Below are 26,499 nucleotides of genomic sequence, written 5' to 3'. Positions count from 1 at the left end.
ATGAAATTTGCCAAAGGCCATGGAACCGAAAATGACTTCGTCATCGTAGAAGACTTCGACGCCGAGGCGCCGCTCTCACCAGAGCGCGTGGCGGCGCTGTGTGACCGCCGGGCGGGCATCGGCGGCGATGGCCTATTGCGCGTTGTGCGCGCCGGCGCCCTCGTGGACGCGGGCGAGTTGGCGGCACTTCCGGACGGGGTGGATTCCGCCGACTGGTTTATGGATTACCGCAACGCCGATGGGTCCGTGGCGGAAATGTGCGGCAATGGCACCCGCGTCTTTGCCCACTGGCTGCGCTCGCACGACTTGGTGGGCAAGGACGCATTCACCATCGGCACTCGGGCGGGTGCCAAGCAGGTGACGGTGCATTCCTGTAACGCTACCGCCGCGAGCGTCACCGTGGAGATGGGCCCCGCGCGCGTGACCGGAGTATCTACCGCGTCCGTGGGCGGTGAGTCCTACGCCGGCCTCGGGGTGGATATGGGTAACCCGCACCTCGCGGCCGTCATCCCAGGCCTGGAACCGGAAGCATTGGCCGCCAAGGACCTCACGGCGCCTGTCTACGACGAGTCCTTCTTTCCCGGCGGGGTGAATTTTGAGCTGGTGACCCCGCTGCGGGAGGGGCACGTGCATATGCGCGTCTTCGAGCGCGGGGTTGGGGAGACGCAGTCGTGCGGTACGGGCACGGTCGCGGCAGCTACCGCCGCGCTTGCCGATGCCGCCCAAGCCCTCGGCACCGTCCACGTCCACGTTCCCGGCGGCGAGGTCACCGTCGAGGTCTATGACGGCGGCACGCGCTTGACGGGCCCGTCCGCCATCGTCGCGACGGGTGAAACGAGCCTGTAAGGGCCTTAGTTTTCGTCGTCGATTTGCCGCGTGCGGTAATCCGGGCCGAGCCGGAAGGCCGCGCGGCGGGCCGCCAGCCACGATTCTTTCAGCTCGCGGGCGCGCTCATCGGTGACGCGGAGGAGGGCTTCCAAGTCCTGCGTGCGCATGCCGTGGGCGTGGATACGGATGTTGAGGCGGCGGAGGAAGCGGCGCGCCCCAGCCAATTCGTAGTGGAACGCATCGATGGCGGGGTGGGAACAGTCGAGGTCCAGCAGTGCTGGCCGGTACAGCGTTCGATCCGCCAGCGACTCGGCCTCCGTGGAGGTTTCGAATTCTTCGAATTCGGCGATGACGTCCTGGATATCGTCCGCCGAAAGCGAAATGGAGCTGCGCAGGGCCTTTCTTTCCGCGGTATCGGGGCGCGTGCGCAGCATGAACCAGCCCGCGCCCACCAGCATGGCGGCGATGATGAGTCCGGGCAGTTTTAGCGTTACAACGATCGCGATCGCGCAAAGGACCAGGAGGATAAAGACAAGTGTCCTCCGGTTTTGTGGATCGCTAAGGAAAGGCATGGCCTAAAAAATCTAGTGCCCGCCGCAGCCGCAACCGCCGGATCCACAACCGCATCCGCCATCGCCGCAGCCGCCGGACGGCATGTCAATAGCGGCGGTGAGCAGGGCCGTACCGGAGATCACGGAATCCTTGGCCGGCAATTCGCCACTGTCCGCCGGCAGGCAGAGATCGAAGGGGAAAAGCCCGTCCATGACGAGGTGCGCGAATTTCTCGCCGGTGAGTTCATTGGTGCGCCACTCGGCTTCCATCACCCGGGCGGCAAAGGTAGCCGCCGGCGTGGGGGCCTGTGCGCCGGAGCCAGAGGCGATGACGCGGGCGCCCTCGGATTCAAAGAGGGCGGGGTATTCGCCGTGTTCGGCCTCGTAGGCAGCCGGGGACTCGTAGGTAGTGATATCAAGGCCCATGGCGGTCAGCGATACCTGCTGCCATTCCTGCCGCGGTTCTTCTGCCAACAGTGGCCCCTGCGCGAGGTTCGCCGTGACCTGGGCCAGCGGTGTGCCGAAGGGATCGATGATGTCCATGATCGCTAGAACGTCATTGAACATCTCCACGTGGGCAAAACCCTGCGTGACCGCATCGAAGCCGATAAAGGTGGCGTAGGGCTCTACCGCCAAGATATTAAGCTGGGCGCCCGAGGGGTCGCCGTATTGAATGAGCTGGCCACCGCGGACCTCGCCGGTAACGGCAAGGCGGTCCGTGGCGATGGCTGCCTCGACCGCGTCCTGCCAGCGTTCGAAATCCAGGCCGATCGCCTGCATTTCGGTATTCTTCTTCTGGGTAGTAGTCGTTGGCCTAGGCTGCGTCGTTTCCATAGCCACCATTGTATCGCTTTGTCCAGTAAGCCCGGAAACCGCAATTCCCGTTTTGCGGCCTAACGTGCCAAAATAGATAGCAATATGAACAAATTTTCCCCGCAGAATTCTGATAGCTCGGCGAGCAAGGACGAACTTCTCGCCCAGGCCTTCCGCGACCACGCGGACACCCCGCAGGAAACCACGCCCACCAGCGGCGATCTAGATTTGGCCGAGCGCAACGCCTTCCGCCGCGTTACCCGCGAGACCTCCATCCGCGCCGAGGACACCACCGATGGCTACGAGGTGGAATACCGAAAACTGCGCCTCGAGCGCGTCATCCTCGTGGGCGTGTGGACCGAAGGCACCGTAGCGGAGGTTGAGGCCACGATGGATGAGCTGGCCGCCCTGACCGAGACCGCCGGTGCCGACGTAGTCGAAATGATTTACCAAAAGCGCGATAAACCGGATTCTGGTACTTTCATCGGCTCGGGCAAGGTAAAAGAGCTCCACGATATCGTCGAGGCCACCGGGGCCGATACCGTCGTGTGCGATGGTGAGCTGAACCCCGGCCAGCTCACAGCATTAGAGCGCGCGCTCAATACCAAGGTCATCGACCGCACCATGCTCATCTTGGACATCTTTGCCCAACACGCAAAGTCCAAGGAGGGCAAGGCGCAGGTCTCGCTGGCGCAGCTGGAATACCTCTATACCCACACCCGCGGTTGGGGCGGCAACCTTTCGCGCCAGGCCGGCGGCCGCGCCGGTTCCAATGGCGGCGTCGGCCTGCGCGGTCCCGGTGAAACCAAGATCGAGACCGACCGCCGGCGCATCCGCACCGAAATGGCGCGCCTGCGCAAGGAACTGCGCGGGATGAAAACCGCCCGCGAGGTCAAGCGCTCCAGGCGCCAGTCCTCCACGATCGCCCAGATCGCCATCGCCGGCTACACCAACGCCGGCAAATCTTCGCTCATTAATGCCATGACGAACGCGGGCGTGCTTGTGGAAGACGCACTTTTTGCCACCTTGGATCCCACCACGCGCCGCGCCTCGCTTGCCGATGGCCGCCAGGTCGTCTTCACCGATACCGTCGGCTTCGTTCGCCACCTGCCTACCCAGCTGGTGGAGGCCTTCAAGTCCACCCTGGAAGAGGTGCTCGCCGCCGATATCATGCTGCATGTCGTGGACGGATCGGACCCGTTCCCGCTCAAGCAAATCGAGGCGGTCAATAAGGTCATCTACGATATCGTCAGCGAGACTGGTGAGCAGGCCCCGCCGGAAATCATCGTGATCAATAAGATCGACCAGGCCGATCCGCTTGTGCTCGCGGAGCTGCGCCACGTCCTGGATCATGAGGACGTCGTCTATGTTTCGGCGCGCACGGGGGAGGGCATCGACGAGCTGAGCGCGCGCGTGGAGCTCTTCCTCAACTCCCGCGATAGCCACGTTAATCTGCAGGTTCCCTTCACCCGCGGCGATGTCGTCTCGCGCGTGCACGCCGAGGGCACGGTGCGCAGCGAGGAATACACCGAGGACGGCACGCTTGTCGATGTCCGCCTGCCCGCCACCACCGCCCGCGAGCTCGCCGAATTCATCGTGGAGGAAGATTCCTAAAATTCGTGCTCCATGGGCCATAATGGTGGTTCGTGAGCATACTAGGTTGGACCGTCCACGGCGACGGTAAGAAGATTGCACCAGGCGCCGTGGTCGCGCCCGAGGAACGACTAAGTTGGGGCCGAACCATTGGCATCGGCATGCAGCACGTGGTGGCGATGTTCGGTGCTACGCTGCTGGTGCCCACCCTGACCGGCTTTCCGGTCAATACCACGCTGCTATTTTCCGGCATCGGCACCATCCTCTTCCTGCTGATTACGCGCAATCGCCTGCCGTCCTACCTGGGGTCGTCGTTCGCCTTCATCGCCCCGCTGACCGCCTCGCAGCAATACGGGATTGCGGCGCAGGCCGGATCCATTCTGGTGACCGGTTTGGTGCTGGTGGCGGTCGGATTCGTGGTCAAGGCTGCCGGCAGGCGGGTGCTCGATGCGGTGATGCCGCCGGCGGTTACCGGCGCCATCGTCGCGCTCATCGGGCTTAATTTGGCGCCGAATGCGGCCGAGAACTTCGCCAGCCAGCCCTTGGTCGCAGGCATCACGCTGCTGGTTATTCTCCTAGCCACCGTCGCCGGGCGCGGCATGGTTTCGCGCCTGTCCATCCTCATCGGCGTGGTCGTCGGCTGGGTTTTCGCTGCCCTGACCGGTAATTTGGGCGAGGATGCCAAGGCTGCCATCGATGCCGCACCGTGGGTAGGCCTGCCCGAATTCCACGCCCCAGAGTTCCATCTTTCCGCGATCGCCGTGGCCTTGCCGGTGCTCGTGGTGCTGATTGCGGAAAACGTCGGCCACGTCAAAGCCGTCTCCGAGATGACCAACCGCGACTTGGACGACCTCGCCGGCGATGCCCTGATTGCCGATGGCCTCGCCTCCTCCCTCGCCGGTGGCTTCGGCGGCTCCGGTACCACGACCTACGCTGAGAATATCGGCGTTATGGCCGCCACGCGCGTCTATTCCACCGCCGCGTATTGGGTTGCGGCCCTAACCGCCATCCTATTGGCCTTCGTCCCGAAGTTCGGCGCGCTGATTTTCACCATCCCCACCGGCGTGCTCGGCGGGGCCACCCTCGTGCTCTATGGTCTTATCGGCATGCTGGGCGTGCGCATCTGGATGGATAATGAGGTCAACTTCAATAACCCGGTGAACCTGACGGCGGCTGCGGTGGCTTTGATCGCGGGCATCGGCAACCTGACCCTGACCGTGGGTGGGGTGAGCCTGGAGGGCATCGCCTGGGGCTCTGTCGGCATCATCGTTGCATATCCCATCATGCGGCGCCTGTACGAAAGCGTGGGCGAAGGCCACGACGCCAAGTACTAAATTCTGTGGATAACTTTGTTGACCCTGCCGCGAAATAGCGCCTTGGTGGCAAGGTTCGCCGCGTAATCCACAGGCCTTCGTGCGTGCGGTCGCCGTTGCACCGGGTTGTGCGCTGTACTAGGCGGCATGAACGCACTCGACCGTTATTTAACTGCGCTGGGCCAAGGGATGGACATCATCGCCGCCGCTCAGGGCTTAAGCGAGCGCGACTTGGTGCAGCGTGGCGCCAGCGACGTCGCCGCGCGCGAGGTGGTGCATCTTTGCGATGTCTATTTTGGCCGCTGTGCCTTTAGCGCCAAGCAACGCACGGCGCGCTCGACGACGCACCCGCTCGACGTGCTCAGCCTCATCGAAAAGTTCGCGCTGCGCGCTCGCACCCAGCGCGATGCCTGGGTCGTACGCTCCGAGTTATGCGAGTTCCGCGGAAGCGCCACGGCATTGCGCAAGCGGGCGCGCGCCCTCTTGCGGGAGCTGCAACCGCCCCGCACTCCCAAGAAAGGCGTGCGGATCACCCGCCGGCCGCGCGGACCGTGGTCGTTGACCATCACCGGGGAATCCGCCGACGTCGCCGATATGCACTCTGCTCTTGATAACGAGCGCCCACTGGAGTCCGTTAAATCCATCTTCTTCGGCGGGAAGTCCGGAGCGCGCACCACTGCGACTACGCAGGTGGTTATCACCTTGGACGAGCTCGACCGCATCGTCGATGGCGATGGTGAGGAAATAACCCTGCAGCTCACCAATGGCTCGCGCATCAGCGGCGCTGACCTCGCGAGTCGCGTCTTAAGCGATCACGGATACATCACGCTTGTGCATCCCGTTGAGGGGCCGGTCAACTTATACCGCACGTCCCGGTTTGCCAATGCGAAGCAGCGCTTGATGGCGGCCGCCGTCAATCCTGTATGCCCCTGGGAAAAGTGCAATTATCCTGCCGATGAGTGCCAGATCCACCACCTAGACAGCTGGCAGCACGGTGGCAATACCAATGCCGCTAACCTCGCGACCTGCTGCCCGTACCATAACGGCGTCAACGATGATGACCCGCAGGCCCCGCCGCGGCGCGGGCGATTGGCCCGAATACAAGGAAAGGTCCGCTGGCTTCCGCCGTGGGCCACGAACCCCGGCAGCCCGAACGAAAACGACCGGCCGCCATCCTAAGAATCCGGGCCAAGAGAATTAGCGCAAAAGGATTCGCGCGCCCGCACCGATCCACAGGTTCAGGGTCAAAAACCCTAGCGACTGCGCTAATGCGCCGCACGAGCGAGCTGAATAGCTGGCGCAATGGGCACTGGGAAACGGCCTATGGATCGCAAAAGCTCCCCGCCAACAAGGCGAGGAGCCTACTAGTCGTGTTTAAACGCTAGTTATGAGCAGCAGCGCTTAGGAAGCGTCGAGATCCTGCTCGATGAGGCCGGCGATCTTCTCAACGGCTTCTTCGTTATCAGAGGTAACTGTGACCTCGTCGCCCTGCTCGGCACCGAGGGCCATGATCATCAGGGAAGAAGCGGCGTCGGTTTCGTTATCGTCATCTTCTTCACCAACGAGGCTCAGGAAGATGTCCTCGTCGTATTCGCCAGCGGCGTCAGCGATGATGGAGGCAGGACGTGCGTGCAGTCCTACAGAGGAGCCAACCTTTACAGTCTTGGAAGCCATGGAAATTATCCTTTCTGTAGTTAATTTATCGTGATCCAGTGTACGAGCGTTTGATTTATGCCGCCACGTTCTGGGAAGCGGTTTTGGACCCTGGAGCGGCCTTTTGGGCAGCTCCTGGACGGTCTTATTAGGCCAGAATTGCTTCATGGCCAAGACCGCGACGGTAGATACCGCCACGCCGGCAAGGATGGCTACCAGGTAGGCCCAGAACGGGTCGATAGCAAAGGCAACGAAGATACCACCGTGCGGGGCGCGCGACTCGACCGACAGCGCCATGGAGATAGCACCCGTCACGGCGCCACCGGCCATCATGGAAGGGATGACGCGGAACGGATCGGCTGCGGCGAAGGGGATGGCGCCTTCGGAGACGAAGGACAAGCCGAGTAACCAAGCGGACTTACCGTTTTCCTGCTCGGCAGGGGTAAATAGCGACTTGCGGATGAAGGTTGCCAAGGACAGCGCGATGGGCGGAACCATGCCGGCGGCCATAACAGCGGCCATGATTTGCATGGAGGCTGCGTCGCCGGTGGACAACCCGGCGGTGGCAAAGAGGTATGCGGCCTTGTTGACCGGGCCGCCCAGGTCGACGCACATCATCAGGCCCAAGATGATGCCGAGCACTACGGCAGAAGAGCCAGACATGGAAGACAGCCAATCTTGCAGGCCCTCCATCAGCGCGGCCAGTGGGGCGCCCAAGAGCAGGTACATCGACAGGCCAACGACGAGGGAAGTCAAAAGCGGAATGATGACCACCGGCATAAGGGAACCGAGCCAGCGTGGGACCTTCCAATTGCCAATCCACAGTGCGATAAAGCCTGCCAACAAACCGGTGACCAAGCCACCGATAAAGCCCGCGTCGAGGGTCACGGCGATAGCACCGCCGACAAAGCCCGGCGCAATACCAGGGCGCCCGGCCAGGGCGTAGGCGATGTATCCAGATAACGCGGCAACAATAAAGCCCATTGCAGCCTGGCCGATGGCAAAGAGCACTGCGCCTATATAGAGCCCGAACCCGGAGTTCTCGAACGACATGGTCTCGCCGTCGACGGTAATCTCATTTCCCGGCAGGTTGGACAGGGAATAATCCGTGGAAAGCGCCTGCCAGCCATTGGCCATATCGGCGCCGCCGAAGAGGAATCCGAGGGCCAAGAGAAGGCCGCCGGCGGCAACGAACGGCACCATGTAGGACACACCGGTCATAATCGCCTGCTGGATGCGCTTGCCCCAACCCAGCGATTTTCCTTCCTCTTCGGCGGAGGAGGAAGAGGCGGTGCCAGAGACCTTTCGGGCATTCGGGTTCTTCGCCGCCGCGATGGCTTCATCGAGCATCTTGCCGGGTTCGTTGATGGCGCGCTTGACGCCGGATTCGATGACGGGTTTGCCCGCGAAGCGCTCGCGGTCGCGCACTCCGACGTCCGTGGCGAAGATGACCGCATCGGCAGCGTCGATGGTGGACTGCGAGACCGATTCATTATTGGACGAGCCCTGGGTTTCGACGGTGAGATCGACGTCGTCGCGCTCGCCGGCGGTTTGGGTGAGGGCATCGGCAGCCATGTAGGTGTGTGCGATGCCGGTTGGGCAGGCGGTGATGGCAACGATGCGGGTAGCTTGTGCCGAAGCACCTGCGCTTGCCGATGCCCCTTCCGCAGCCCCAGCTGCAGCCTCCGCGGTGTCCTGCTTTTTCTTCTTCGTTTTTTCCGCGTTGACGACAGCGAGGATTTCCTTGACAATTTCTTCCTTCGTCGACGCGGTGCGCAGGGCCTCTAAAAAGTCCTTGCGCACGAGGGCGCGGGCGAGCTTGGAAAGAATCTGCAAGTGGGCTTTGCCACCGCCGGCGGGTGCGGCGATGAGGAAGACCAACTGGGCGTCGCCGTCTGGGCCGGAAAAATCTACGCCGCGGGTAAGGCGGGCGAAAGCTAGGGTCGGTTCGGTGACGGCCTCGGAACGGCAGTGGGGGATGGCCACGCCGCCGGGCACGCCGGTGCCGGCCTTGGCCTCGCGGTCGATGGCGGGCTGGGCGAGGCCTGCGACCTCGGTTGCGCGTCCGGTGTCGTGCACCAAGGTGGCAAGGTTGGTGATAACGGAGTCGACGCTATTGCCAAAGTCGGCGTCAAGCGCGACAAGTTCTGTGGTGATGAGATCGGATGCCATGATGGAAGGCTCCTTTAGCTATAGAGCAGAGATGGAGGTATGGGCGGTATCGAGTTCTTCGGGGCGGGGGAATTGGGTGCCGGGCTTTGCGGCCGCAGCGGTGCCATAAGCCACCGAGAGCGCGAGGGAGTCTGCTGGTCCGTGCCCCTGCGTGCGCCCCAGGAGGTATCCGGCCAATGCGGCATCACCTGCGCCAACCGTGGATTTCACCGTGGCGGGAGGCGGGGTGGCAGCCCATGCGCCTTCTGCGTTTACCAGCACGGCACCGGCGCCGCCGAGGGTGACAAGGACTTCCTTGATGCCGCGACCCACGACATCCCTTGCAGCCTCCACGACCGGGCTATAATCCCCGGCCGCAGCGGCGCGCTCGAGGGCGAGGCCGTCCTGGCCGGTCAGCTGCCCCAGTTCGAAACCGTTGGGTTTGATGAGATCCGGGGCGGCGGTAGCGAGCTGCTTGGCGATGGCCTTCATCGGAGCATCAGAGGTGTCCACGGCGATGCGCGCCTGCGGGGCGGCAGTGCGGATCTCCTTGATGAGCTCGGTATACCAGCCAGTATCAACGCCCTTGGGCAGCGATCCGGCAAGGGCTACCCAATCGGCGGATTGGGCGTGGTGAGTAAGGGTGGAAATGAGGTGGTTTTGGGTGGCATCGGAAAGCAGCGGGCCAGGGCCGTTGACCTTGGTGGTCGTGCCATCTGGCTCGGTGATGGTGGTATTGACGCGGACGCCACCGTCCATGTCCACGTGGGCGTAGGGGAGGTGGACCTCCTGGATGAGGTTGATGAACGGATCGGCCGCGCGGGCGGGGAAGAGGGCGAGGGTTTCTTTCCCGGCGAGGTGCACGGCGTGGGCAACGTTGACGCCTTTGCCACCGGCAACCTGGGTAACACTGGCGGCGCGGTGGACATCGCCTGAGGTCAGTTGCTGATTGAGCGCCAGGGTGGCGTCAATGCTTGGGTTTGGGGTGAGCGTGAGGATCATCGAGAACTTATCCCTTTCGCAGAGTGCGTATATTGGGGGCCACACGCAGTCGGTCCGGTTGAAACTCGCGCTTAAGCCCGCCGTAAATGTTTATTCTTGCCCGATTGTGTTGGAAAGTCAATAGAAACCGTGTGGCATACATTGCATTTCTGTTGGATTTGTGATGATCTGGAAATAAATAAGCCGCTATCTTCGAAGGAAGTATCGCCATGGAAAATACGCTTCAGTCCACTGTTAAAGGAACCGGCGTTGTCGCTGGAGTTGCCTATGCAGAAGCCGTATGGGTGCGCCCCCGCCCGGACCTGCCCACTGAAGGAAGTATTGACCAAGAGGCCAGCAGCGAAGCCGAATACGATCGCTTCCTCGAGGCAGTCGATGTCGTCGCCAGCCGCTTGGAAAACCGCGCCGCAGCCGCCGAGGGCCAAGCCTCGGAAGTGCTGACCGCAACCGCCGGCATGGTCAAGGACCGCGGGTGGCACAAGGCCGTGCGCAAAAACATCCGTTCCGGCAAGAATGCCGAGTTCGCTACGGTGGGAGCCACGGATAAGTTCGTCACCATGTTTGAGGCGGCCGGCGGCGTCATGGCCGAGCGCACCACCGATCTGAAGGACGTGCGCGACCGCGTCATCGCCCAGCTGCGCGGCGAGCAGGAGCCTGGTTTGCCCATGGTGGAGGGCCAAGCGGTGCTTTTTGCCGATGACCTCGCGCCCGCCGATACCGCCACCCTGGATACCGCGCATATTCGCGCGCTCGTTACCGAGCTGGGCGGGCCCACCAGCCACACCGCGATCATCGCCCGCCAGCTCGATATTCCGTGCATCGTCGCCGTGGGAAATAAGCTGCGGGAGATTGACAGCGGCACGCTGGTCTTCGTCGACGGTGCGCTTGGAACCGTGACGCTGGGCGCGGACGAGGAAGAATCCACTAAGGCGGTCGCGGAATACCGCGAGCGCGCCGCCCGCGTGGCCGAATGGACTGGGCCGGCGCAAACCAAGGATGGCCACCGCGTGCAGCTGTTGGCTAACGTGGCCGATGGCAACGCCGCCCGCATCGCTTCCGACTCGCAGGCAGAGGGCATTGGCCTCTACCGCACGGAGTTGTCGTTCCTGTCCGCGAGCGAGGAGTCTTCCGTTGACGAGCAGACAAAAATCTACAAGAAGGTCTTTAACGCCTACCCCAATTCCAAGGTCGTGGTGCGCACCTTGGATGCTGGCTCCGATAAGCCGATTTCTTATGCCACGTTGTCCTCTGAGGAGAACCCTGCGCTGGGTGTGCGCGGTCTGCGCATTGCCCGCGATAACGAGTCCCTGTTGACGCGCCAGTTGGACGCCATCGCCCAGGCCGCGGAGTCCCGCGGCGACGATGCCGAAACCTGGGTCATGGCACCGATGGTGGCGACGTCGAAGGAAGCCCAGTGGTTTGCGGAGCTGTGCCGGGAGCGCGGCCTGACCGCGGGCGCGATGATTGAGGTGCCCGCAGCAGCGCTGATGGCAGATAAGATCATGCCGCATCTGGACTTCGTATCCATCGGCACCAATGACCTCACCCAGTACACGATGGCCGCTGACCGCCTGTCACCGCAGCTTGCGTACCTCACCGACCCCTGGCAGCCGGCCGTGCTGCGGCTTATCCAGCACACCTGCATTGCGGGGCACGAATACAACGTACCGGTTGGCGTGTGCGGCGAGGCCGCGGCCGATCCGCTATTGGCCTGCGTATTGACCGGCCTAGGCGTCAACTCCTTGTCTGCTGCATCGACCGCAGTCGCCGGCGTTGGTGCCCAATTGGCCGAGCTGACCTTTGACCAGTGCCAACAGCTTGCCGATGCCGCCCTCAACTCCGAAGGCCCATCCGCCGCCCGCGCCGCAGCGATGGAGCAGATAGAAAAGTTCAACTAACGGCAAAAGGTTTCGCCCTCCCTGCCTAGATGTCAACGTAGGGAGGGCGAAGTCGTGCGCATGCTGGAGCTATTCGCTGGCGAGCACGACATCGATCTCTCGCTCGCGCAGGGCATCGACGAAGGATTCCGGCGCGCCGGAATCGGTGATGACGACATCGATATCTGCAATGGAGGCGAAGCTCACCAGGTAGTCGTTGCCCAATTTGCTGGAATCACACATGACCACGACCTTGTGGGCATTCGTGACGAAGGCGGATTTGATGGCTGCTTCTTGGGAATCGGCTGTCGACAAGCCGTGATCGAGGGTCAACGCATTGGTACCGATGAAGGCGACATCGGCGCGCATGAGCGCCATGGTGCGCAGGGCGGTATCGCCGACGACGGCCTGGGTGATAGCGCGTACGGTCCCGCCGAGAAGCTGGACATCGGGAACGCCGCTATTGGCTAGCGACAGTGCGATGGGCAGGCTATTGGAGACGATATTGAACTGCGCCTGCGGGTATTGCTGGCTAATGAGCTCGGCAAAGGTATTAATCGTGGTGCCGGCGTCCAGGAATATGCTGCCGCCGCCAGGGGGAAGGAAGTCGAGCGCGGCGTGCGCGATGGCGGCCTTGGCCCCAGATGCGGAACGCTGGCGGGTATCGAGGGTGAGCTCCGCGGTCTGGAAGGCTTGCGAAGCCACGGCGCCGCCGTGAACGCGGTGGACAACGCCCTCACGATCCAGTACGGCTAGGTCGCGCCGAATGGTTTCAGCAGTCACCTCGAAACGCTCTGATAAATCGGTTACGTTAACGCGACCCTCAACTGCAGTTTGGGACGCGATCTGGCGGCGTCGCTCCTCTGCGTACACGGACCCTCCTTGCTCCTCGCCTTCGGCCGGGCGGTTACTCCATCTGCGAATGCAGGCGCTCGGTGAAAGCTAACTGATGTGGGATTTCTCCCTCCATTGTGTCAAAATTCGGCGGTAATCGGACGAAAACAAAAATTAAGGTGTGCGCTGTTGTCTGGTTTGGGATAAAAGCCGCAGGTCAGTCAGCTTTATTTGCCCTAGTTGAAAGCCAACCCTAGTAGCGCTTAACTTACGGATCCGTTATTTCGGGGGTGCTTTCTCAATAAACCCCGCGCGCTTAAGTTGGCTTTTTGGGGCGCGATTGCGAGGCAGAAAGGCGTGGAATGCGTTAAAACTCGTATGGCCCTGCTCCCTATGCGGGGAACAGGGCAGCGTACGAAGTGCAAAGAGCGGGTTTCAAGAAAGCGGGCGCAGAGTGTCGGCGGCGACAACAACCGCAGGCGAACACCCGCGTGCGGCTTGGTTAAAGTAGCTGGCCGGGGCCTAGAGTTTGCGGAAGACGGATACTACCTTGCCCATAATTTCCGCATCATCGCCGTTGATGGGCGGATAGGCATCGTTGTGCGGAAGGAGCCATACGCCAGAGGAATCGCGGTGGAATTCCTTGACGGTGGCCTCGGAGCCATCGAGAAGCGCGGCGACAAACTCGCCTTCCTCAGCCACCGATTGCGACCGGATGATGACCCAGTCGCCGTTGAGGATGCCGGCATCCTGCATGGAATCGCCCACGACCTGCAGCATATAAAGCTCTCCTCCGCCGACGACCTCGTCTGGCATGGGGAAATACGTGTCGATATTTTCCTCTGCAGTGATTGGTGCACCGGCGGCGATGCGGCCAACGACGGGAATATAAGCTACGGCGGCAGACTCTTCAGGGCCGCGGGCAGAGGTATCGGGGACGTCCTTAGCCTTGCGGCCCGGCTTCTTTTCGGCGTCGTCAGTGTTGAGGTGGCGTACGTCGACCGCGCGGGGTTTATTGGGATCGCGGCGCAAGAAGCCCTTTTCCTCCAGTTGCTTGAGCTGATAGGCCACGGACGAGGTGGATTGCAGGCCGGCGGCGTCACCAATTTCGCGGATGCTGGGCGGGTAACCGCGGAGCATCACTGCATCGCTGATGACGTTAAGGATGCGGCGTTGCCTTTCGGAAAGGGAGGCGTAATCGTTCTTTGCGGTGCTTGCTTTCTTGCGGCCCATGTGCGGCTCCTAGCTAAGGGGTCTGAGGTTCTGCGTTCGTAGCTTGAAAAGGGACTGGGTGACACCTGCGTGCCATAACTCATTTGTAGCACGAAAAGTACAAGCGTTCGAGATTTACGCGAAAAACTGGACAGGTTTTCGAAGTGGTGCTATAAATCGAACATAGAAACAATCTCGAACACAGGAGCGACATTGAGCTCTTGTTGTGTCAAGGGGCCGCTTTAGACTTACGGCGGTCGTCGAAAGGAAAGCAATGTCTCAACTACTTCACTCTCGCAATAACATGGTCAAACAGCGCGCGGCACGTCCACAGATCGTCCCTTCAGCGGCTATTTGGGATATTGATGATCAAAGCTGGGGCGTGCAGCATTCTCCTTCCGAAAAGGGGGAAATCAGGACTTTAAATTCCGTATATCGAACGAACCGTGAAGGTTATTCGAATACGTGGACTGATGAACGTTCCTTACCTGATTTCGCGAACAGGCCGATGGAAGAAGACGATGCGCATAGTTCGCGCAAGAATTACCTCCTCGGTGCAGTATTTGGTGCTGCCGTATTTTTCGGCACGGTTGCCGGCGGGCTGATGGGTACGAGCGCTGAAACGCCGACTGATCCTGGCGCTTCGGTACAGCAAGTAGAAGCAGCGATCGGACAGTAGTGCTGCGTGTACAAAAGCAGGCACTTCGGGGGTTTAAGGCTTAGAGCCTTTTAGGCAGCAGCTTGTCTTCCCGGCCGCAGATAAGGCCCGCTTGCTTCACGGAGACAGGCACTCGAGTAGGAGGAGTCTGGCGCAATGGTGTCAGGTTTTTGGCTTGGCCGTGGGAGGTAAACTAAACCGAGAAGCTAAATTAGCGAAAGGACTAGTGTGTACTGCCCGTTTTGCCATAACGAACAATCCCGCGTTATTGACTCGCGCGTGGTTGATGCCGGCGCATCGATACGGCGCCGGCGGGAGTGTGCTTCCTGTAAGGGACGCTTCACCACTGTGGAAAAGGCCGTACTGCTGGTTGTTAAGAGAAATGGCCTCGCTGAGCCATTTAGCCGGGATAAACTCATTCGGGGGGTTAGGCGCGCATGCCAGGGTCGCGACGTTAGCGATGATGCCTTAAAAAAGTTGGCCCAAGAGGTTGAGGAAACGGTGCGGGGGCACGGGTCCTCGCAGGTAAACGCCAACGAAATCGGGCTAGCGATTCTCGAGCCACTGCGTGACCTAGACGAGGTCGCATATCTGCGCTTCGCCTCGGTGTATAAATCATTCGAGAGCGCGGATGACTTTGAATCGGAGATTCGTTTGATGCGGCGCCGCGATCGCGGGGACCTTTAAACTGCGCAGTGTAGGACGATTTCTCAGCAGTTATACAACCGTTCTTGCGCAGGATCGAAGCAGCCTTAACTGGCATTTTGTGCGCATGATTTCGCTAGGGCCAGCCCAATGTTCACGCCGCCGGCGGCCGAGTAAGCAGATTTTTAGCTTAAGTATGGCCGGCCGGGCGGCGGGAACGTGAGGTTGGGGAGACTAGCGCAGCTTGTCCACCGCTTTTTGAATCCTCCGCAGGGATACTGCGTGGGCTGTGCCGAGGCGTTGGGCAAAGAGCGAGACCCGCAATTCCTCGATCATCCAGTGGATGTCCTTGACCTCGCGTGTCTTTTCGCGACCCGCGGGAAGGTTGCGCAGCCGGTTTGCCAGGTAGGCCTTGGCATTATCGACCTCGGCCTGGCGGTCGGCATCGCGATCCGGATCGAGCGAGAGGTCTTCCAAGCGGATCCGCATTGCCTGGATGTAGCGGGGAAGGTGTCGCAGGTGTGCGGATCCGTGCACGGTGATGGCATTCGGCGGAAGGAGGAAAGCGAATTGCTTTTCCATATCGTCGATGGCGGGACCGTCCCAGTGGGAAAGCTCGGCGCGGAGATTGGAATACTCAGCTAAGCCAGGTGCGATCGAGACTATTGATTGCCGCACGCGGCCGGGGACCTGCGGTTTCACGGAGTCCTTGAGCTCGGTAAACACCTCTGGCGAGCGCACGGGGCCGCCAGCTTCGAGCATGAGGTCGCGGATCGCCGCGACGCGGGCGTCATTGACCAGGCCGTCGGCGCCGCCATGCGGATAAGAATCCACGGCGACGCGCTGCTGCAAGGGAAGCCCCTTGACCATTTGCGCGGTCGAGACGGAAATTTCGCGCATCAAAAGCGTGAGGGTGGTAGTGACCATGGCGGCATCGGCAGCTGCCTTGGTGGGATGAACCTTAAGCTCAACGCCTTCCTTGGTGGCCACCAACGCTGGGTAAGCGGTGACCTCGTGGCCATCGACGGTGGTGGTGATGGTCTCGTCAACGGTGCCGAGGGTATCGTCGGTCCACTCGCTGACCGCGGTGGATTCTGCGGTGCGGCTTACCCGTGAGACGGACGATTTAATGTGGCCGGCCTGGCGCTCGCGCAGGGCGGCAAGGTCCCTATCGGAATCGATGATGGTGCCACTCTTGTCGATGGCCGCGTAGTTCATCCGCAAATGGTCCGGCAGCTTGTCCGGTTGGAAGTCGGAGGCGTTGATGCCGTGCCCGCCGAGCTCGCGCAGGACATCGGCAAGCTGCTGGGTAAGGGGGCCTTCGAAGGGAATGAGGCGTTCCATGGCGCGCTCGGCAAATTCCGGGGCGGGCACGACGGTGCGCCGCAGGGCCTTGGGAAGGGAACGAATAAGCTCGTTGACGAGCTCGAATCGCAGGCCGGGAACGAGCCAATCGAAGCCTTCGATATCGAGGCCGGCAAGCATGGGAACGGGCACCATGACGGTGACGCCATCAAGGGGATCGCCGGGTTCGAATTTATAAGTCAGCTCGTAATCGATGGAGCCTTTGCGCCAGTGATCGGGGAAGGAGACTTCGGTGACGTCGTGGGAGTCATCGACAAGCGTGGCTGGATCGAAATTCAGCAGATCGGGTTCCTGGCGGCGCTTTTTCTTCCACCAGGAATCGAAATGACGGCCCGTGGTGACCTTGGCGGGAATGCGCTGGTCATAGAAATCAAAGAGGGTATCCTCATCCACGATGAGGCCGCGGCGGCGGGCCTTTTCCTCGTATTCGGCCGCCTCATCAAGGGCCTGCGCGTTTGCCTTGAGGAAGTGATGATGCGCATTCCACTCGCCGGCGATAAGCGCATTGCGGATGAACATATCGCGCGCCGCGACGGGGTCCACGCGGTGATATGGCACGGTACGGTCCGCGACGATGGGCACGCCGTAGAGCGTGGACTTCTGGTGCGCGATGGCGGCCGCGCGCTTGCGGGACCACGTGGGATCGGAATAGTTGTGTTTGAGCAGGTCCGCGCCGAGCTCTTCCACCCACGCCGGATCGATGGCGGCAACGTCGCGTGCCCAAAGCCGAGAGGTTTCGACGAGCTCTGCCGCCATGACGAACTCGGGTGGCTTTTTGGCCAAGGCGGAGCCTGGAAAGACAAGGAAGCGGGTATTGCGCGCGCCGTGGAACTCCTTGGAATTGCCGTCGCGGGCGCCGATATTGGACAGCAGGCCAGATAGCAGCGCGATGTGAATATCGTCGGCGCGGCGTTCGGTGCCTTCTTGGTAATCCCACCCCAGCTGCTTGGAGACGTCTTTGAGCTGGCGGACCAGGTCGAACCACTCGCGGATGCGCATGTAGTGGAGGAACTCCTGCTTCATGCGCTTGCGGAACCTATTGCCCGATTGCTCATTGCGGGTCTGTTTGATGTAATCCCACAACTTCAGCATGGACAAAAAGTCAGAGGTTTTGTCTTTAAAGCGCGCGTGCGCCTGATCGGCTTGCGCTTGGTACTCCAGCGGGCGTTCGCGCACGTCTTGGATGGTCATGGCGGCAACGATGACGATGACATCGTGGAGGCAGCCGTTGGTATGGGCCTCGATAAGCATGCGCGCCATGCGCGGATCGAGTGGGATGCGGGCCAAGTTGCGGCCGGTTTCGGTCAGCGCCGGTTTCTCGTGCTTGTCCTGGAGCGCACCGAGCTCGTGGAGGAGGTTGAGGCCATCGCGAATGGCCTTGAACTCGGGTGGCTGGAGGAAAGGGAATTGCTCGATATCGCCGAGCTTGAGCGAGACCATCTGCAAAATGACGCTGGCGAGGTTGGTGCGCAGGATTTCCGGGTCAGTAAATTCCGGGCGGCTTTGAAAGTCCTGCTCGCTATAGAGGCGGATAGCGATGCCATCGGCGACGCGGCCGCACCTACCCGAGCGCTGATTAGCAGAGGCCTGCGAAATGGGCTCGATAGGCAGGCGCTGCACCTTGGTTCGCGTGGAATAGCGCGAGATACGCGCGGTGCCGGTATCCACGACGTAGCGGATTCCGGGTACGGTCAGCGAGGTTTCGGCGATATTGGTGGCCAAAACGATGCGCCTTCCGCGGTGATTGCTAAATACGCGGTGCTGTTCCTGGTTGGATAGGCGCCCGAAGAGGGGCGCGACCTCGACGTTTTTCCATTTTTTGGCCTCGATTGTTTCCATGGCATCGCGGATATCGCGCTCGCCCGGGAAAAAGCAGAGGATATCGCCGTCGCCTTCTGCCATGAGCTCCTCGATGGCCTCGGTTAAGCCATCGAGCGGGTCTTGATCCACCAGCTTTCCACCCGCCTCGAATTCGAGGGGGCGGTAACGAATCTCCACCGGGTAGGTGCGTCCGGATACCTCGATGATGGGGGCAGGAGTGCCATCGGGTTCGGCGAAGTGCTCGGCGAAACTTTCCGGATCAATCGTCGCGGAGGTGATAATCACCTTGAGCTCGGGCCGCTTGGGAAGAATCCGCTTGAGATACCCCAAGAGGAAGTCAATATTCAGTGAGCGCTCGTGCGCCTCATCGATGATGATGGTGTCGTATTTATTAAGGAAGCGATCGCGCTGCATTTCTGCTAGCAGAATGCCGTCCGTCATAAGTTTCACCGCGGTGGTATCAGAGACTTTGTCATCGAAGCGGATGGCGTAGCCTACAGATTCCCCGATGTCTTGGTCGAGCTCGGAGGCGATGCGCTCGGCGACGGTCCGTGCGGCAATGCGGCGCGGCTGGGTGTGGCCGATAAGTCCCCGGCGACCCCGGCCGATGTCGAGGCAGATCTTGGGGATCTGCGTGGTCTTACCAGAGCCGGTTTCGCCGGCAATGATGACGACCTGGTTTTCTTCAATGGCGGCGGCAATATCGTCCTTGCGGCCACTGACGGGCAAGGAATCGGGATAGGTGAGTTGGGGCACGGCGGCATCGACAAGCGCAAGGCGGTCTGCGGCAGCCTGGATATCCTGGCCGATTTCGCGCAGGGCCTTGGGGGCGCGTGCCTTCGATAGGCGGCGCCGGAAGCTGCGGGCCTCGGCGATGGTGACGTTGTCTAATGCTGCAAAAAATTCATCGCGGCTAGGGGCCTGCGATGTCGTGGTTTCATGCTGTGTCATGGCTAATTTATGAGCTTACCCCGGTTACGTGGAGTGGAAAAAGTTGCTATTGTGAAAATACTTATCGCAACGATACTTTTCTCGTTGCGCCCAACCCGAATACAGAAGGAAGGCACCGCTGATGAACGACGATAAATCCGGTGGAAATGACGATTTTCCGCGCTATGAACCGACTAACCACCCAGAGGACCAGCCAAGCTACGGCAACCTGCCCTCCTATGGCGGTAGCCACGAGAGCTCCGGTAATCAAGGATATGCGGGCTACCAAGCACAGGACAACACCGTAAACAACGGCGGGTTTACCGGAAAACCCTCGGCCATCGATTCTATTTCGTGGGCCTTTCGTACGGTATTTAAGAATTGGAAATTGTGGATCCTCGGTAGCTTGCTCGTTGGCGTGATTGCCATCGCTTTCTCCATCGTGGGCGCGGCCGTTGCTCCATCAGAGGGTGCGGAGGCCTTCGGTGGAGGAGCCATTGTGCAGATCGTGTCCTATGTGTTCGTGGCCGTCATTAGCCTGATGGCGCTGCGACTGGCGCTATTCCAAATCGATGATCCGCGCACTGGGTGGAACTATGTGGGCAAGAATGTGCGGTGGTGGCAGCCGCTGGCGATCATGATCATCATCGGCATTATTACCTGGTTAGTAATGTTCATCTTCGTTGGTGGTTCATTCTTCCTTAGCCCTGATATGGGGACCGGTGCCACAGAGGAAGAGGCGTTGGAATCCATGGCAGGCCTTTTCGGAGTTGTGGCTTTATTGACTCTCATCGGCCTGTTTATTCAGCCGCTTTATATGTTGATGCAGTGGTTTGCGGCCGATGGCGACGGAGTTGGCCAAGCCATCAAGAACGGTTTTAAGGCCGGTAAAGGAAACTACGGCCAGCTTTTGCTGCTAACGGTGCTTAACATGCTGATTATAATTGGCGGCTTCATCGTATTCCTTGTTGGGTTGATTGTTGCTGTACCGGTTACCTTACTGTCTACGGCTTATTTGTTCCGCCAGTGTGCAGGCCGCGCAGTCGACCAACCTGCGTAATGGCTTTGCCATTGTTTACGGCCACCGAGGCACTGCTTCGGTGGCCTTAAACTTATGTGGCGGGAGTAATTGAGCCGAGGGGCCGTGGGGAATCGAAGACGCTTAAGTTTTAGCCCTCCAGCGAGCGGGCGAGGGCATTTTCATAAGCGGCGGTAATCAGGGTGCCGAATTCGCGGAACTCTTCACTGCGTGCGGCAGAGGAGCGGAAGACGAGGCCGACTTCGCGTTCTGCGGTGACATCGGGGGCAAAGTAGGCCACTCCGAGGTTCTTGCCGTGGCATTCGGTGGCCAACGCGGACTTGGGTACGAGGGTACAGCCGAGCCCACCCATGACCAGTTGCATAATAGTGGTCAATGATGAGGCGCGCGTGACGGAATTTGTTGCCTCTGCAGGGTTGACGTGGGCATGCCGGCAGAGATCGACGACTTGGTCGCGGAGACAGGGGCCATCGTCAAGCAGCAGCAGGTCCAAGTCCCGCAGCTCTGCAACTTGCACGTCTGTACGCCCGGCAATGGGGTGATCGGGCGGGCTGACGATGGCGAAGTCCTCGGTGTACAGCGAGCTGTCGACCATGCCCGTGGCCTCCGAAGGCAGGGCGAGGATGGCTAAATCGAGGTTGCCGTTGCGCAGGCGCGCGATAAGGTGCTGGGTTTGCTCTTCCACAAAGCGCGGCTCAAGCTCCGGGTAGGTCTCTGTAATCATCGCCAGTAAGTCTGGGAGGATATACGGGGCGATAGTCGGGATAACGCCAATGGTAAGCGGGCCAGACAGAGTGCCATGGGCGCCCCGGGCATGTGCGAGGAAGGTATCGGCGGCCTCAAGGGTGGATTTGGCGTAGGGCAAAAGGGTTTCGCCGGCTGAGGTTACAATGACCTTGCGGGTGGAGCGCTCGATGAGCTGGACGCCGAGCCCCTGCTCGAGCGCCACGAGGCCCTGGGAGAGGGAAGGCTGAGAGATCTCCAGCTTGGCGGCAGCGGTGCCGAAGTGCTTGTTTTCCGCCACGGTGACAAACGTACGCAGCTGGGCAAGTGTTGGTCGATACTCTTTATTATGCATGCCTATCACTCTAACATTTATCTATAGGATTAGCTATTGACGTGACCGGAATTAATGGTATTGTCTTTGGTGTTGGGCCGGAGAGGGTCCGGCCCGTGGTCCTCGGCACAGGACTGTCGGAAACTTGAAAAAGATTACCCTTTTAAGAAGGAGTTGAAGAACATGCCTATCATGACCGTTGGCGAAAAGTTCCCAGAATTCGACCTCACCGCCCTGACCGGCGGCGACCTGCACAACGTTAACGCTAGCCAGCCAGAGGACTACTTTGAGCAGGTTTCCTTGGACAAGTATGAGGGCAAGTGGAAGGTCGTCTTCTTCTACCCCAAGGACTTCACCTTCGTGTGCCCGACCGAAATCGCTGCCTTTGGCAAGCTGGACGAAGAGTTCCAGGACCGCGACACCCAGGTACTGGGCGGCTCCACCGATAACGAGTTCGCTCACTTCAACTGGCGCGCAACCCACCCGGACCTGAAGGACGTTCCGTTCCCGATGTTCTCCGACGTGCGCCACGACCTGATCCGCGCACTGGGCGTAGAAAACGCCGACGGCGTTGCCGATCGCGCAACCTTCATCATCGACCCAGATGGCGTCATCCAGTTCGTCTCCGTTACCCCGGACGCTGTGGGCCGCAACGTTGACGAGGTCCTGCGTGTCCTCGACGCCCTGCAGTCCGAAGAGGTCTGCGCCTGCAACTGGGAGAAGAACGACCCAACCAAGAACATCGACAAGATGGACGTCGTCCAGTCCCAGCTTTAAGCCTTAGTTATGAGTGAATGCTTTCCCTGCCGCTCAGGCAGGGAAGCAGGCACCTTACTTGCAATTTAAGTTACTGAGAAAAGATTTAGAAGGAGAAAGACTGTGTCTATCGAGAACTTGAAGTCAGCACTGCCTGAGTACGCCAAGGATCAGAAGCTCAACCTCGGCGCGTTGACCCGCACCACCGAGCTGGATGAAGAGCAGCTGTGGGGCACCCTGTTGGCTTCGGCGGCAGCTACCCGCAATGACACCGTGATTTCTGAAATCGCGGAAGAGGCGCAAGAGCACCTCTCTGAGGAAGCTATCAACGCCGCTTACGGCGCTGCCACCGTCATGGCAATGAACAACGTTGCCTACCGCGCCAAGAGCTGGTTGGGCGATGACTACGCACAGGTCAAGTTCGGCCTGCGGATGAACTTCATCTCCAAGCCTGGCGTGGAAGACGCTAACTTCGAGCTGTGGAATATCGCCGTGTCCGCTATCAACGGCTGCGAGCACTGCTTGGGCGCACACACCCAGAAGCTCAACGATACTGGCGCGACCAAGGAGCAGGTCTGGGAGGCCATCAAGGTTGCTTCTGTCATTCAGGCAGTCGCACAGGCCGTCCAGATTGAGGCTGCACGCTAAAAGCGCTGCTTAATTAGCCTTTGGAATAAGCCACCCCCGCGCGCTGCTTCCCTCGGTGTCCCCCATAGGACGCCGGGTACAGCGCAGGGGGTGGCTTTTATCGTTTTAGCTAACCCGCGTGTGATTAATACTCGACGCGCAACTCTGACAGGCGGACTTCGCCGGCTTCATCGGAGGCGTCCAGATCAACCGTGGCGACAAATTGATAGGCGCGATCTCCTGCTGGGTCCTTGATAATTTGCCGCACGGGCCAGCTGCGGGAGCTGGATTCTTCCAACCGGAAGTACTCGGGTCCGCGCGCCTCAGGGCCGGTATCAATGTCGTCGTATTCGTCAAAGTAGTCATCCAAGACGGCGCCAAAATCGGGGACCTCGTCCAGATAATCCAATACCTCGGCCAGGCGGTCTTCTTCCTCCAGCGCGAAGAGCTGCGCGAGGCGGAACATGTAATTGCGTACCATGATGCCAAAGGCGCGTCGGTTAGCGGTAAGCGCAGTAGGATCTTCGACGCCGAAGGCCAGCTCGCGGTCGAGCGTATCTTGATCGATGGGGGAGTCTTCGCCGGCCATCTGCGCCCATTCATCGACAAGCGAAGAATCCACCTGGCGGATGAGCTCGCCTAACCAGACGATGATGTCTTCAATTTGGGGCGTCGTGTATTCATCGGGGATGGACTGTTTAAGGGTGCGCCAGGCATCGGTGAGATAGCGGAGGATAACGCCCTCAGAGCGGGCTAAGCCGTAAGTGGCCACCAAGTCCGAGAAGGTCATGGCGTTTTCCACCATGTCGCGCACCACGGATTTGGGCCGCAGCTCGAATTCCTTTACCCACGCATTGGTCTCCGCGAAGGTATCGTAGGCCTGCTCGAGTAGCTCCTCTAGAGGCTTGGGCCAGGTAATATCCTCCACGATATTCATGCGGTCGGTGTAGTCCACCCCGTCCGCCTTGAGCGCGGCAATTTCTTCCCCGCGCCGCTTCTTCTGCTGGGCCTGTAGCACCTGCCGGGGATCATCGAGGATCGCCTCAAAGATAGAGATTACGTCAAGGTGATAGCTGTCTGCCTCTGGGTCCAACAGGGAGAGCGCGGCCAAGGCAAAGGGCCCGAGAGGCTGGTTCAGGGCAAAGTCGCGCGGCAATTCCCGCACGAGGTGGTAGGGGCGGCCGTAGATATCCAGCCCCTTGGTGGATTTTTGGACCACGCCGGAATCCACCAATCCGCGGAAGAGGTCGAGGGCGGTGAGGATATCCTTGTTTTGCTTGCTGCGGGGATCGTGATTATCGCGCAAGAGGTGGCGCATATGCGCATAGCCGTCGCCGTGGCGGGCTAAGACATTCAGCAGCATCGAATTCGACACCCGGAATTGCGAGGTCAACTGCTCCGGTTCTGCTTCTGTGAGCCGCGCAAAGGTCTTCTCGGACCAAGAGACTTCGCCCTCGCGTGCGGATTTCTTCTTCAGCTTTTTCAGCCGCTTCGGGTCATCGCCAATGCGCCTGCGGGCCTTTGCATTTTCAATCTCGTGCTCGGGGGCCTCGACGACGACGGTGCCTTCCGTGTCATAGCCCGCGCGCCCAGCGCGTCCTGCGATCTGGTGGAATTCGCGGGATTTCAAGATGCGCTGGCGTTGCCCATCAAACTTGGCCAGGCCGGTCATCAATACGGTGCGGATGGGCACGTTGATGCCCACGCCCAAGGTATCGGTGCCGCAAATAACCTTGAGGAGGCCGCGCTGCGCGAGGCGCTCCACAAGTCGTCGGTACTTGGGCAGCATTCCCGCATGGTGAATGCCAATGCCCTTGCGAAGCAACTTTGAGAGGTCCTTACCAAAGGCAGTGGTAAAGCGGAAGCCGCCGATTTCTTCAGCGATGTCCTCTTTTTCCTCTTTGTTAATGATGCCAGACAGCGAGGTCAGGGCTTGGGCCCGCTCGGCGGCCTCGCGCTGGGAAAAGTGCACGACATAAATGGGCGCCTTATTATCGGCAAGCAGTTCTTCGATGGTTTCGTGCACCGCGCTAAAAACATACGAGAAATCCAGCGGCACCGGGCGGGTGGACCCGGCCACGAGGCTGGTCTCTCGCCCCGTGCGGCGGGTGAGATCCTCCTGCAGCCAGTCGGTATCACCGAGCGTGGCGGACATTAAGAGGAATTGCGCCTTGGGCAGCTCCAAGAGCGGCACCTGCCAGGCCCAGCCGCGATCTGGATCGGAGTAGTAGTGGAATTCGTCCATGACCACTTGGTCGATATTGGCCTCGGCGCCATCGCGAAGCGCGATATTGGCAACGATCTCAGCGGTGGCGGCGATGATGGGGGCATTGCCGTTTACGGTGGCATCGCCAGTCATCATGCCCACGTTCTCTGCGCCGAAGATTTCACACAGCGCAAAGAACTTCTCGCTTACCAGCGCCTTAATAGGCGCGGTATAAAAACTCCGCTGCCCGCGGGCGAGGGCGATGAAATGTGCGGCGTTGGCCACCATGGACTTGCCCGAACCCGTAGGGGTCGCGAGGATGACATTATCTCCGGCCAAGATGCCGAGCGAGGCCTCCTCCTGCGCGGGATATAGATTGATTCCCTTGCTGGTGGTCCACGAGTTAAAAGTATCCCAAATGGCCTCATCAATGAGGGACTCGGGGACTTCCGTTAAATCTGGCAGCTGTTGAGATAAGTTCACCCCCACCACCTTAGCGGCGATGGGGGCGGGTTCGTTAGATATCGTCGCCTAAGTCTCTGTCATCGTCAGAGTCTTCGCGGTCATCAATATCAGTATGGATAATCTCCTCGCTATCGGACTCATCGAGCGAGGCGAGGAAGGCCTCGAATTCTTCGCTGATTTCCTCAGCGCTGGGCACGGCTTCCTCGCCCGGCATGATGGCCTGCGGGTGCTCTTCGCGGTAGCGGTCCATGAAGGCATCGTATTGCTGCTCCAATTGCTGGACCACGCCCTCAATCTCTTCCGAGCCATTGACCTGCTCATCCAGCTGGCCCTCGACGCGGGAAATATCCGCCTCGATGCTGCCCAGCGGAATATTCAGTTGAGCAGCCTTAGCCACGGAATCGAGGAGCTCCAGCGTTGCCTGCGGGTACGGGGACGCAGCCAAATAGTGCGGCACGTGCGCGGTATAGCCCGCCACCGTCCGGCCCTTATCCGCTAGGGCCTTTTCTATATAGAGCGCCGCGGCGCCAGGAACCATCATGGTCGAATCCATCTTGACCATGCTGTCCGTCAGGCGGGAGGCGGTACCGTGCGCGGTGACCACGGTGGGGCGAGTGTGCGGCACGGGCATCGGCGCGGCGTAGAGCATGATGGTGTCTTCAATATCGAATTTCTCCACCAGCTTGACCACCGCCGTGGTAAATGCTTCCCAGCGCATATCCGGCTCTGGGCCAGACAGAAGAAGGAAGGACTTGCCGGAATTATCCCGGAGCACCTTCAAGCCCAAATCCATGGGTTCAACCTCGAGGGCCCGGTCATTATCGATGGTGACGGCGGGGCGGCGGGAGCGATAATCGATGAGCTCATCAGAGTTAAAGGAGGCTAGCTGGCGGTTTTCCAGCGCGGCCTTGAGGTGATCGGCGCTCGACTCAACGGCCTGGCCCGCATCGGCATAGCCGTGCATGGCAACAATCATGGTGGGGCCTTTTCCTTCACCGGAATTGTCCTTGACCACCGGAGCGGGGTACTCCAATTCGTACATGCTGCGCTCTTCTTCGTGCATGATGTGTTACCTCCTTGGTCTCTTAATCTAGATCAACGAC

General features: G+C 60.3%; 20 protein-coding genes and 1 pseudogene. 10 read left to right on the top strand and 11 right to left on the bottom strand.

The annotated features are described in order from the left end of the window. On the top strand, positions 1–846 hold the full coding sequence (gene dapF / locus EL217_RS06945; RefSeq protein WP_126319223.1) for a diaminopimelate epimerase: 846 nt from the start codon (positions 1–3) through the stop codon (positions 844–846). 5 nt (positions 847–851) lie between these two features. Here dapF and EL217_RS06940 read toward each other — a convergent pair whose 3' ends face one another. Both EL217_RS06940 and EL217_RS06935 read right to left on the bottom strand, forming a co-directional pair. Then, positions 852–1,400 carry a hypothetical protein gene (locus EL217_RS06940; RefSeq protein ID WP_023017356.1) on the bottom strand — a complete coding sequence of 183 codons (549 nt, stop codon included), beginning with the start codon at positions 1,398–1,400 and terminating at the stop codon, positions 852–854. 12 nt (positions 1,401–1,412) lie between these two features. After that, positions 1,413–2,222, bottom strand: a complete 810-nt coding sequence (locus tag EL217_RS06935; RefSeq protein ID WP_023028880.1) for a hypothetical protein — start codon at positions 2,220–2,222, stop codon at positions 1,413–1,415. 75 nt (positions 2,223–2,297) lie between these two features. Here EL217_RS06935 and hflX point away from each other — a divergent pair, with 75 nt between their 5' ends. From hflX to EL217_RS06920, 3 genes are all read left to right on the top strand, one after another. Beyond that, positions 2,298–3,806, top strand: a complete 1,509-nt coding sequence (gene hflX / locus EL217_RS06930) for a GTPase HflX (RefSeq protein ID WP_126319221.1) — start codon at positions 2,298–2,300, stop codon at positions 3,804–3,806. Positions 3,807–3,838: 32 nt separating this feature from the next. Continuing rightward, positions 3,839–5,119 carry a uracil-xanthine permease family protein gene (locus EL217_RS06925; protein WP_005283439.1) on the top strand — a complete coding sequence of 427 codons (1,281 nt, stop codon included), beginning with the start codon at positions 3,839–3,841 and terminating at the stop codon, positions 5,117–5,119. Between the two features lie 126 nt (positions 5,120–5,245). Further along, the gene (locus EL217_RS06920; protein WP_023030608.1) at positions 5,246–6,277 is read left to right on the top strand and encodes an HNH endonuclease signature motif containing protein; all 1,032 of its coding nucleotides are present in this window, start codon (positions 5,246–5,248) and stop codon (positions 6,275–6,277) included. A 222-nt stretch (positions 6,278–6,499) separates the two neighbouring features. On the opposite strand, the gene EL217_RS11350 is transcribed toward EL217_RS06920, so the two are convergent. From EL217_RS11350 to EL217_RS06910, 3 genes and pseudogenes are all read right to left on the bottom strand, one after another. Further along, complete coding sequence (locus tag EL217_RS11350; RefSeq protein ID WP_005278890.1) at positions 6,500–6,772, bottom strand: HPr family phosphocarrier protein; 273 nt, start codon at positions 6,770–6,772, stop codon at positions 6,500–6,502. Between the two features lie 111 nt (positions 6,773–6,883). Further along, positions 6,884–8,923, bottom strand: a pseudogene (locus EL217_RS06915) (PTS fructose transporter subunit IIABC); the annotation flags it as partial. An 18-nt stretch (positions 8,924–8,941) separates the two neighbouring features. Further along, a complete protein-coding gene (locus EL217_RS06910; RefSeq protein ID WP_126319219.1) occupies positions 8,942–9,904 on the bottom strand; it encodes a 1-phosphofructokinase family hexose kinase in 963 nt (320 codons plus the stop codon). A 209-nt stretch (positions 9,905–10,113) separates the two neighbouring features. Here EL217_RS06910 and ptsP point away from each other — a divergent pair, with 209 nt between their 5' ends. Beyond that, positions 10,114–11,802 (top strand): phosphoenolpyruvate--protein phosphotransferase, encoded by a 1,689-nt coding sequence (gene ptsP / locus EL217_RS06905; protein ID WP_126319217.1) that lies wholly within the window; start codon positions 10,114–10,116, stop codon positions 11,800–11,802. 69 nt (positions 11,803–11,871) lie between these two features. On the opposite strand, the gene EL217_RS06900 is transcribed toward ptsP, so the two are convergent. Both EL217_RS06900 and lexA read right to left on the bottom strand, forming a co-directional pair. Continuing rightward, positions 11,872–12,654 (bottom strand): DeoR/GlpR family DNA-binding transcription regulator, encoded by a 783-nt coding sequence (locus EL217_RS06900; RefSeq protein ID WP_005278900.1) that lies wholly within the window; start codon positions 12,652–12,654, stop codon positions 11,872–11,874. A 483-nt stretch (positions 12,655–13,137) separates the two neighbouring features. After that, the gene (gene lexA, locus EL217_RS06895; protein ID WP_005278903.1) at positions 13,138–13,848 is read right to left on the bottom strand and encodes a transcriptional repressor LexA; all 711 of its coding nucleotides are present in this window, start codon (positions 13,846–13,848) and stop codon (positions 13,138–13,140) included. A gap of 253 nt (positions 13,849–14,101) precedes the next feature. On the opposite strand from lexA, the gene EL217_RS06890 reads away from it, so the two are divergent. Together EL217_RS06890 and nrdR are read left to right on the top strand one after the other, a co-directional pair. Next, positions 14,102–14,506 (top strand): hypothetical protein, encoded by a 405-nt coding sequence (locus tag EL217_RS06890; RefSeq protein WP_023017362.1) that lies wholly within the window; start codon positions 14,102–14,104, stop codon positions 14,504–14,506. A 207-nt stretch (positions 14,507–14,713) separates the two neighbouring features. Beyond that, a complete protein-coding gene (gene nrdR, locus EL217_RS06885) occupies positions 14,714–15,172 on the top strand; it encodes a transcriptional regulator NrdR (RefSeq protein WP_023017363.1) in 459 nt (152 codons plus the stop codon). Positions 15,173–15,364: 192 nt separating this feature from the next. Here nrdR and hrpA read toward each other — a convergent pair whose 3' ends face one another. Beyond that, complete coding sequence (gene hrpA, locus EL217_RS06880) at positions 15,365–19,267, bottom strand: ATP-dependent RNA helicase HrpA (protein WP_126319215.1); 3,903 nt, start codon at positions 19,265–19,267, stop codon at positions 15,365–15,367. Positions 19,268–19,388: 121 nt separating this feature from the next. Here hrpA and EL217_RS06875 point away from each other — a divergent pair, with 121 nt between their 5' ends. Continuing rightward, positions 19,389–20,306 (top strand): hypothetical protein, encoded by a 918-nt coding sequence (locus EL217_RS06875; protein ID WP_126319213.1) that lies wholly within the window; start codon positions 19,389–19,391, stop codon positions 20,304–20,306. Between the two features lie 109 nt (positions 20,307–20,415). Here the strand turns inward: EL217_RS06875 and EL217_RS06870 are convergent, their stop codons facing one another. Further along, entirely contained in the window at positions 20,416–21,363 is a 948-nt protein-coding gene (locus EL217_RS06870) for a hydrogen peroxide-inducible genes activator (RefSeq protein WP_126319211.1), read from the bottom strand. 162 nt (positions 21,364–21,525) lie between these two features. Here EL217_RS06870 and EL217_RS06865 point away from each other — a divergent pair, with 162 nt between their 5' ends. Further along, positions 21,526–22,119: a peroxiredoxin gene (locus tag EL217_RS06865; RefSeq protein ID WP_023017366.1), complete on the top strand. Its 594-nt coding sequence runs from the start codon at positions 21,526–21,528 to the stop codon at positions 22,117–22,119. A gap of 102 nt (positions 22,120–22,221) precedes the next feature. Next, positions 22,222–22,746, top strand: a complete 525-nt coding sequence (locus EL217_RS06860) for a carboxymuconolactone decarboxylase family protein (RefSeq protein WP_126319209.1) — start codon at positions 22,222–22,224, stop codon at positions 22,744–22,746. 124 nt (positions 22,747–22,870) lie between these two features. On the opposite strand, the gene EL217_RS06855 is transcribed toward EL217_RS06860, so the two are convergent. Next, positions 22,871–25,414 carry a DEAD/DEAH box helicase gene (locus EL217_RS06855; protein WP_126319207.1) on the bottom strand — a complete coding sequence of 848 codons (2,544 nt, stop codon included), beginning with the start codon at positions 25,412–25,414 and terminating at the stop codon, positions 22,871–22,873. A 34-nt stretch (positions 25,415–25,448) separates the two neighbouring features. Continuing rightward, a complete protein-coding gene (locus EL217_RS06850) occupies positions 25,449–26,459 on the bottom strand; it encodes a PAC2 family protein (RefSeq protein ID WP_126319205.1) in 1,011 nt (336 codons plus the stop codon). Positions 26,460–26,499: the final 40 nt, after the last annotated feature.

The sequence above is a fragment of the Corynebacterium segmentosum genome (assembly GCF_900637825.1).
Classification (GTDB): Bacteria; Actinomycetota; Actinomycetes; order Mycobacteriales; family Mycobacteriaceae; genus Corynebacterium; species Corynebacterium accolens.
The sequence above is the reverse complement of the archived record's forward strand: the minus strand, read 5'-3'. Positions and strand labels throughout refer to the sequence as shown.

Bases quoted from the DNA above. Each gene is read 5' to 3' on its own strand.
- dapF (WP_126319223.1), top strand. From the start codon at position 1: ATGAAATTTGCCAAAGGCCATGGAACCGAAAATGACTTCGTCATCGTA.
- EL217_RS06940 (WP_023017356.1), bottom strand. From the start codon at position 1,400: ATGCCTTTCCTTAGCGATCCACAAAACCGGAGGACACTTGTCTTTATC.
- EL217_RS06935 (WP_023028880.1), bottom strand. From the start codon at position 2,222: ATGGTGGCTATGGAAACGACGCAGCCTAGGCCAACGACTACTACCCAG.
- hflX (WP_126319221.1), top strand. From the start codon at position 2,298: ATGAACAAATTTTCCCCGCAGAATTCTGATAGCTCGGCGAGCAAGGAC.
- EL217_RS06920 (WP_023030608.1), top strand. From the start codon at position 5,246: ATGAACGCACTCGACCGTTATTTAACTGCGCTGGGCCAAGGGATGGAC.
- EL217_RS11350 (WP_005278890.1), bottom strand. From the start codon at position 6,772: ATGGCTTCCAAGACTGTAAAGGTTGGCTCCTCTGTAGGACTGCACGCA.
- EL217_RS06910 (WP_126319219.1), bottom strand. From the start codon at position 9,904: ATGATCCTCACGCTCACCCCAAACCCAAGCATTGACGCCACCCTGGCG.
- ptsP (WP_126319217.1), top strand. From the start codon at position 10,114: ATGGAAAATACGCTTCAGTCCACTGTTAAAGGAACCGGCGTTGTCGCT.
- lexA (WP_005278903.1), bottom strand. From the start codon at position 13,848: ATGGGCCGCAAGAAAGCAAGCACCGCAAAGAACGATTACGCCTCCCTT.
- EL217_RS06890 (WP_023017362.1), top strand. From the start codon at position 14,102: ATGTCTCAACTACTTCACTCTCGCAATAACATGGTCAAACAGCGCGCG.
- hrpA (WP_126319215.1), bottom strand. From the start codon at position 19,267: ATGACACAGCATGAAACCACGACATCGCAGGCCCCTAGCCGCGATGAA.
- EL217_RS06875 (WP_126319213.1), top strand. From the start codon at position 19,389: ATGAACGACGATAAATCCGGTGGAAATGACGATTTTCCGCGCTATGAA.
- EL217_RS06870 (WP_126319211.1), bottom strand. From the start codon at position 21,363: ATGCATAATAAAGAGTATCGACCAACACTTGCCCAGCTGCGTACGTTT.
- EL217_RS06865 (WP_023017366.1), top strand. From the start codon at position 21,526: ATGCCTATCATGACCGTTGGCGAAAAGTTCCCAGAATTCGACCTCACC.
- EL217_RS06850 (WP_126319205.1), bottom strand. From the start codon at position 26,459: ATGCACGAAGAAGAGCGCAGCATGTACGAATTGGAGTACCCCGCTCCG.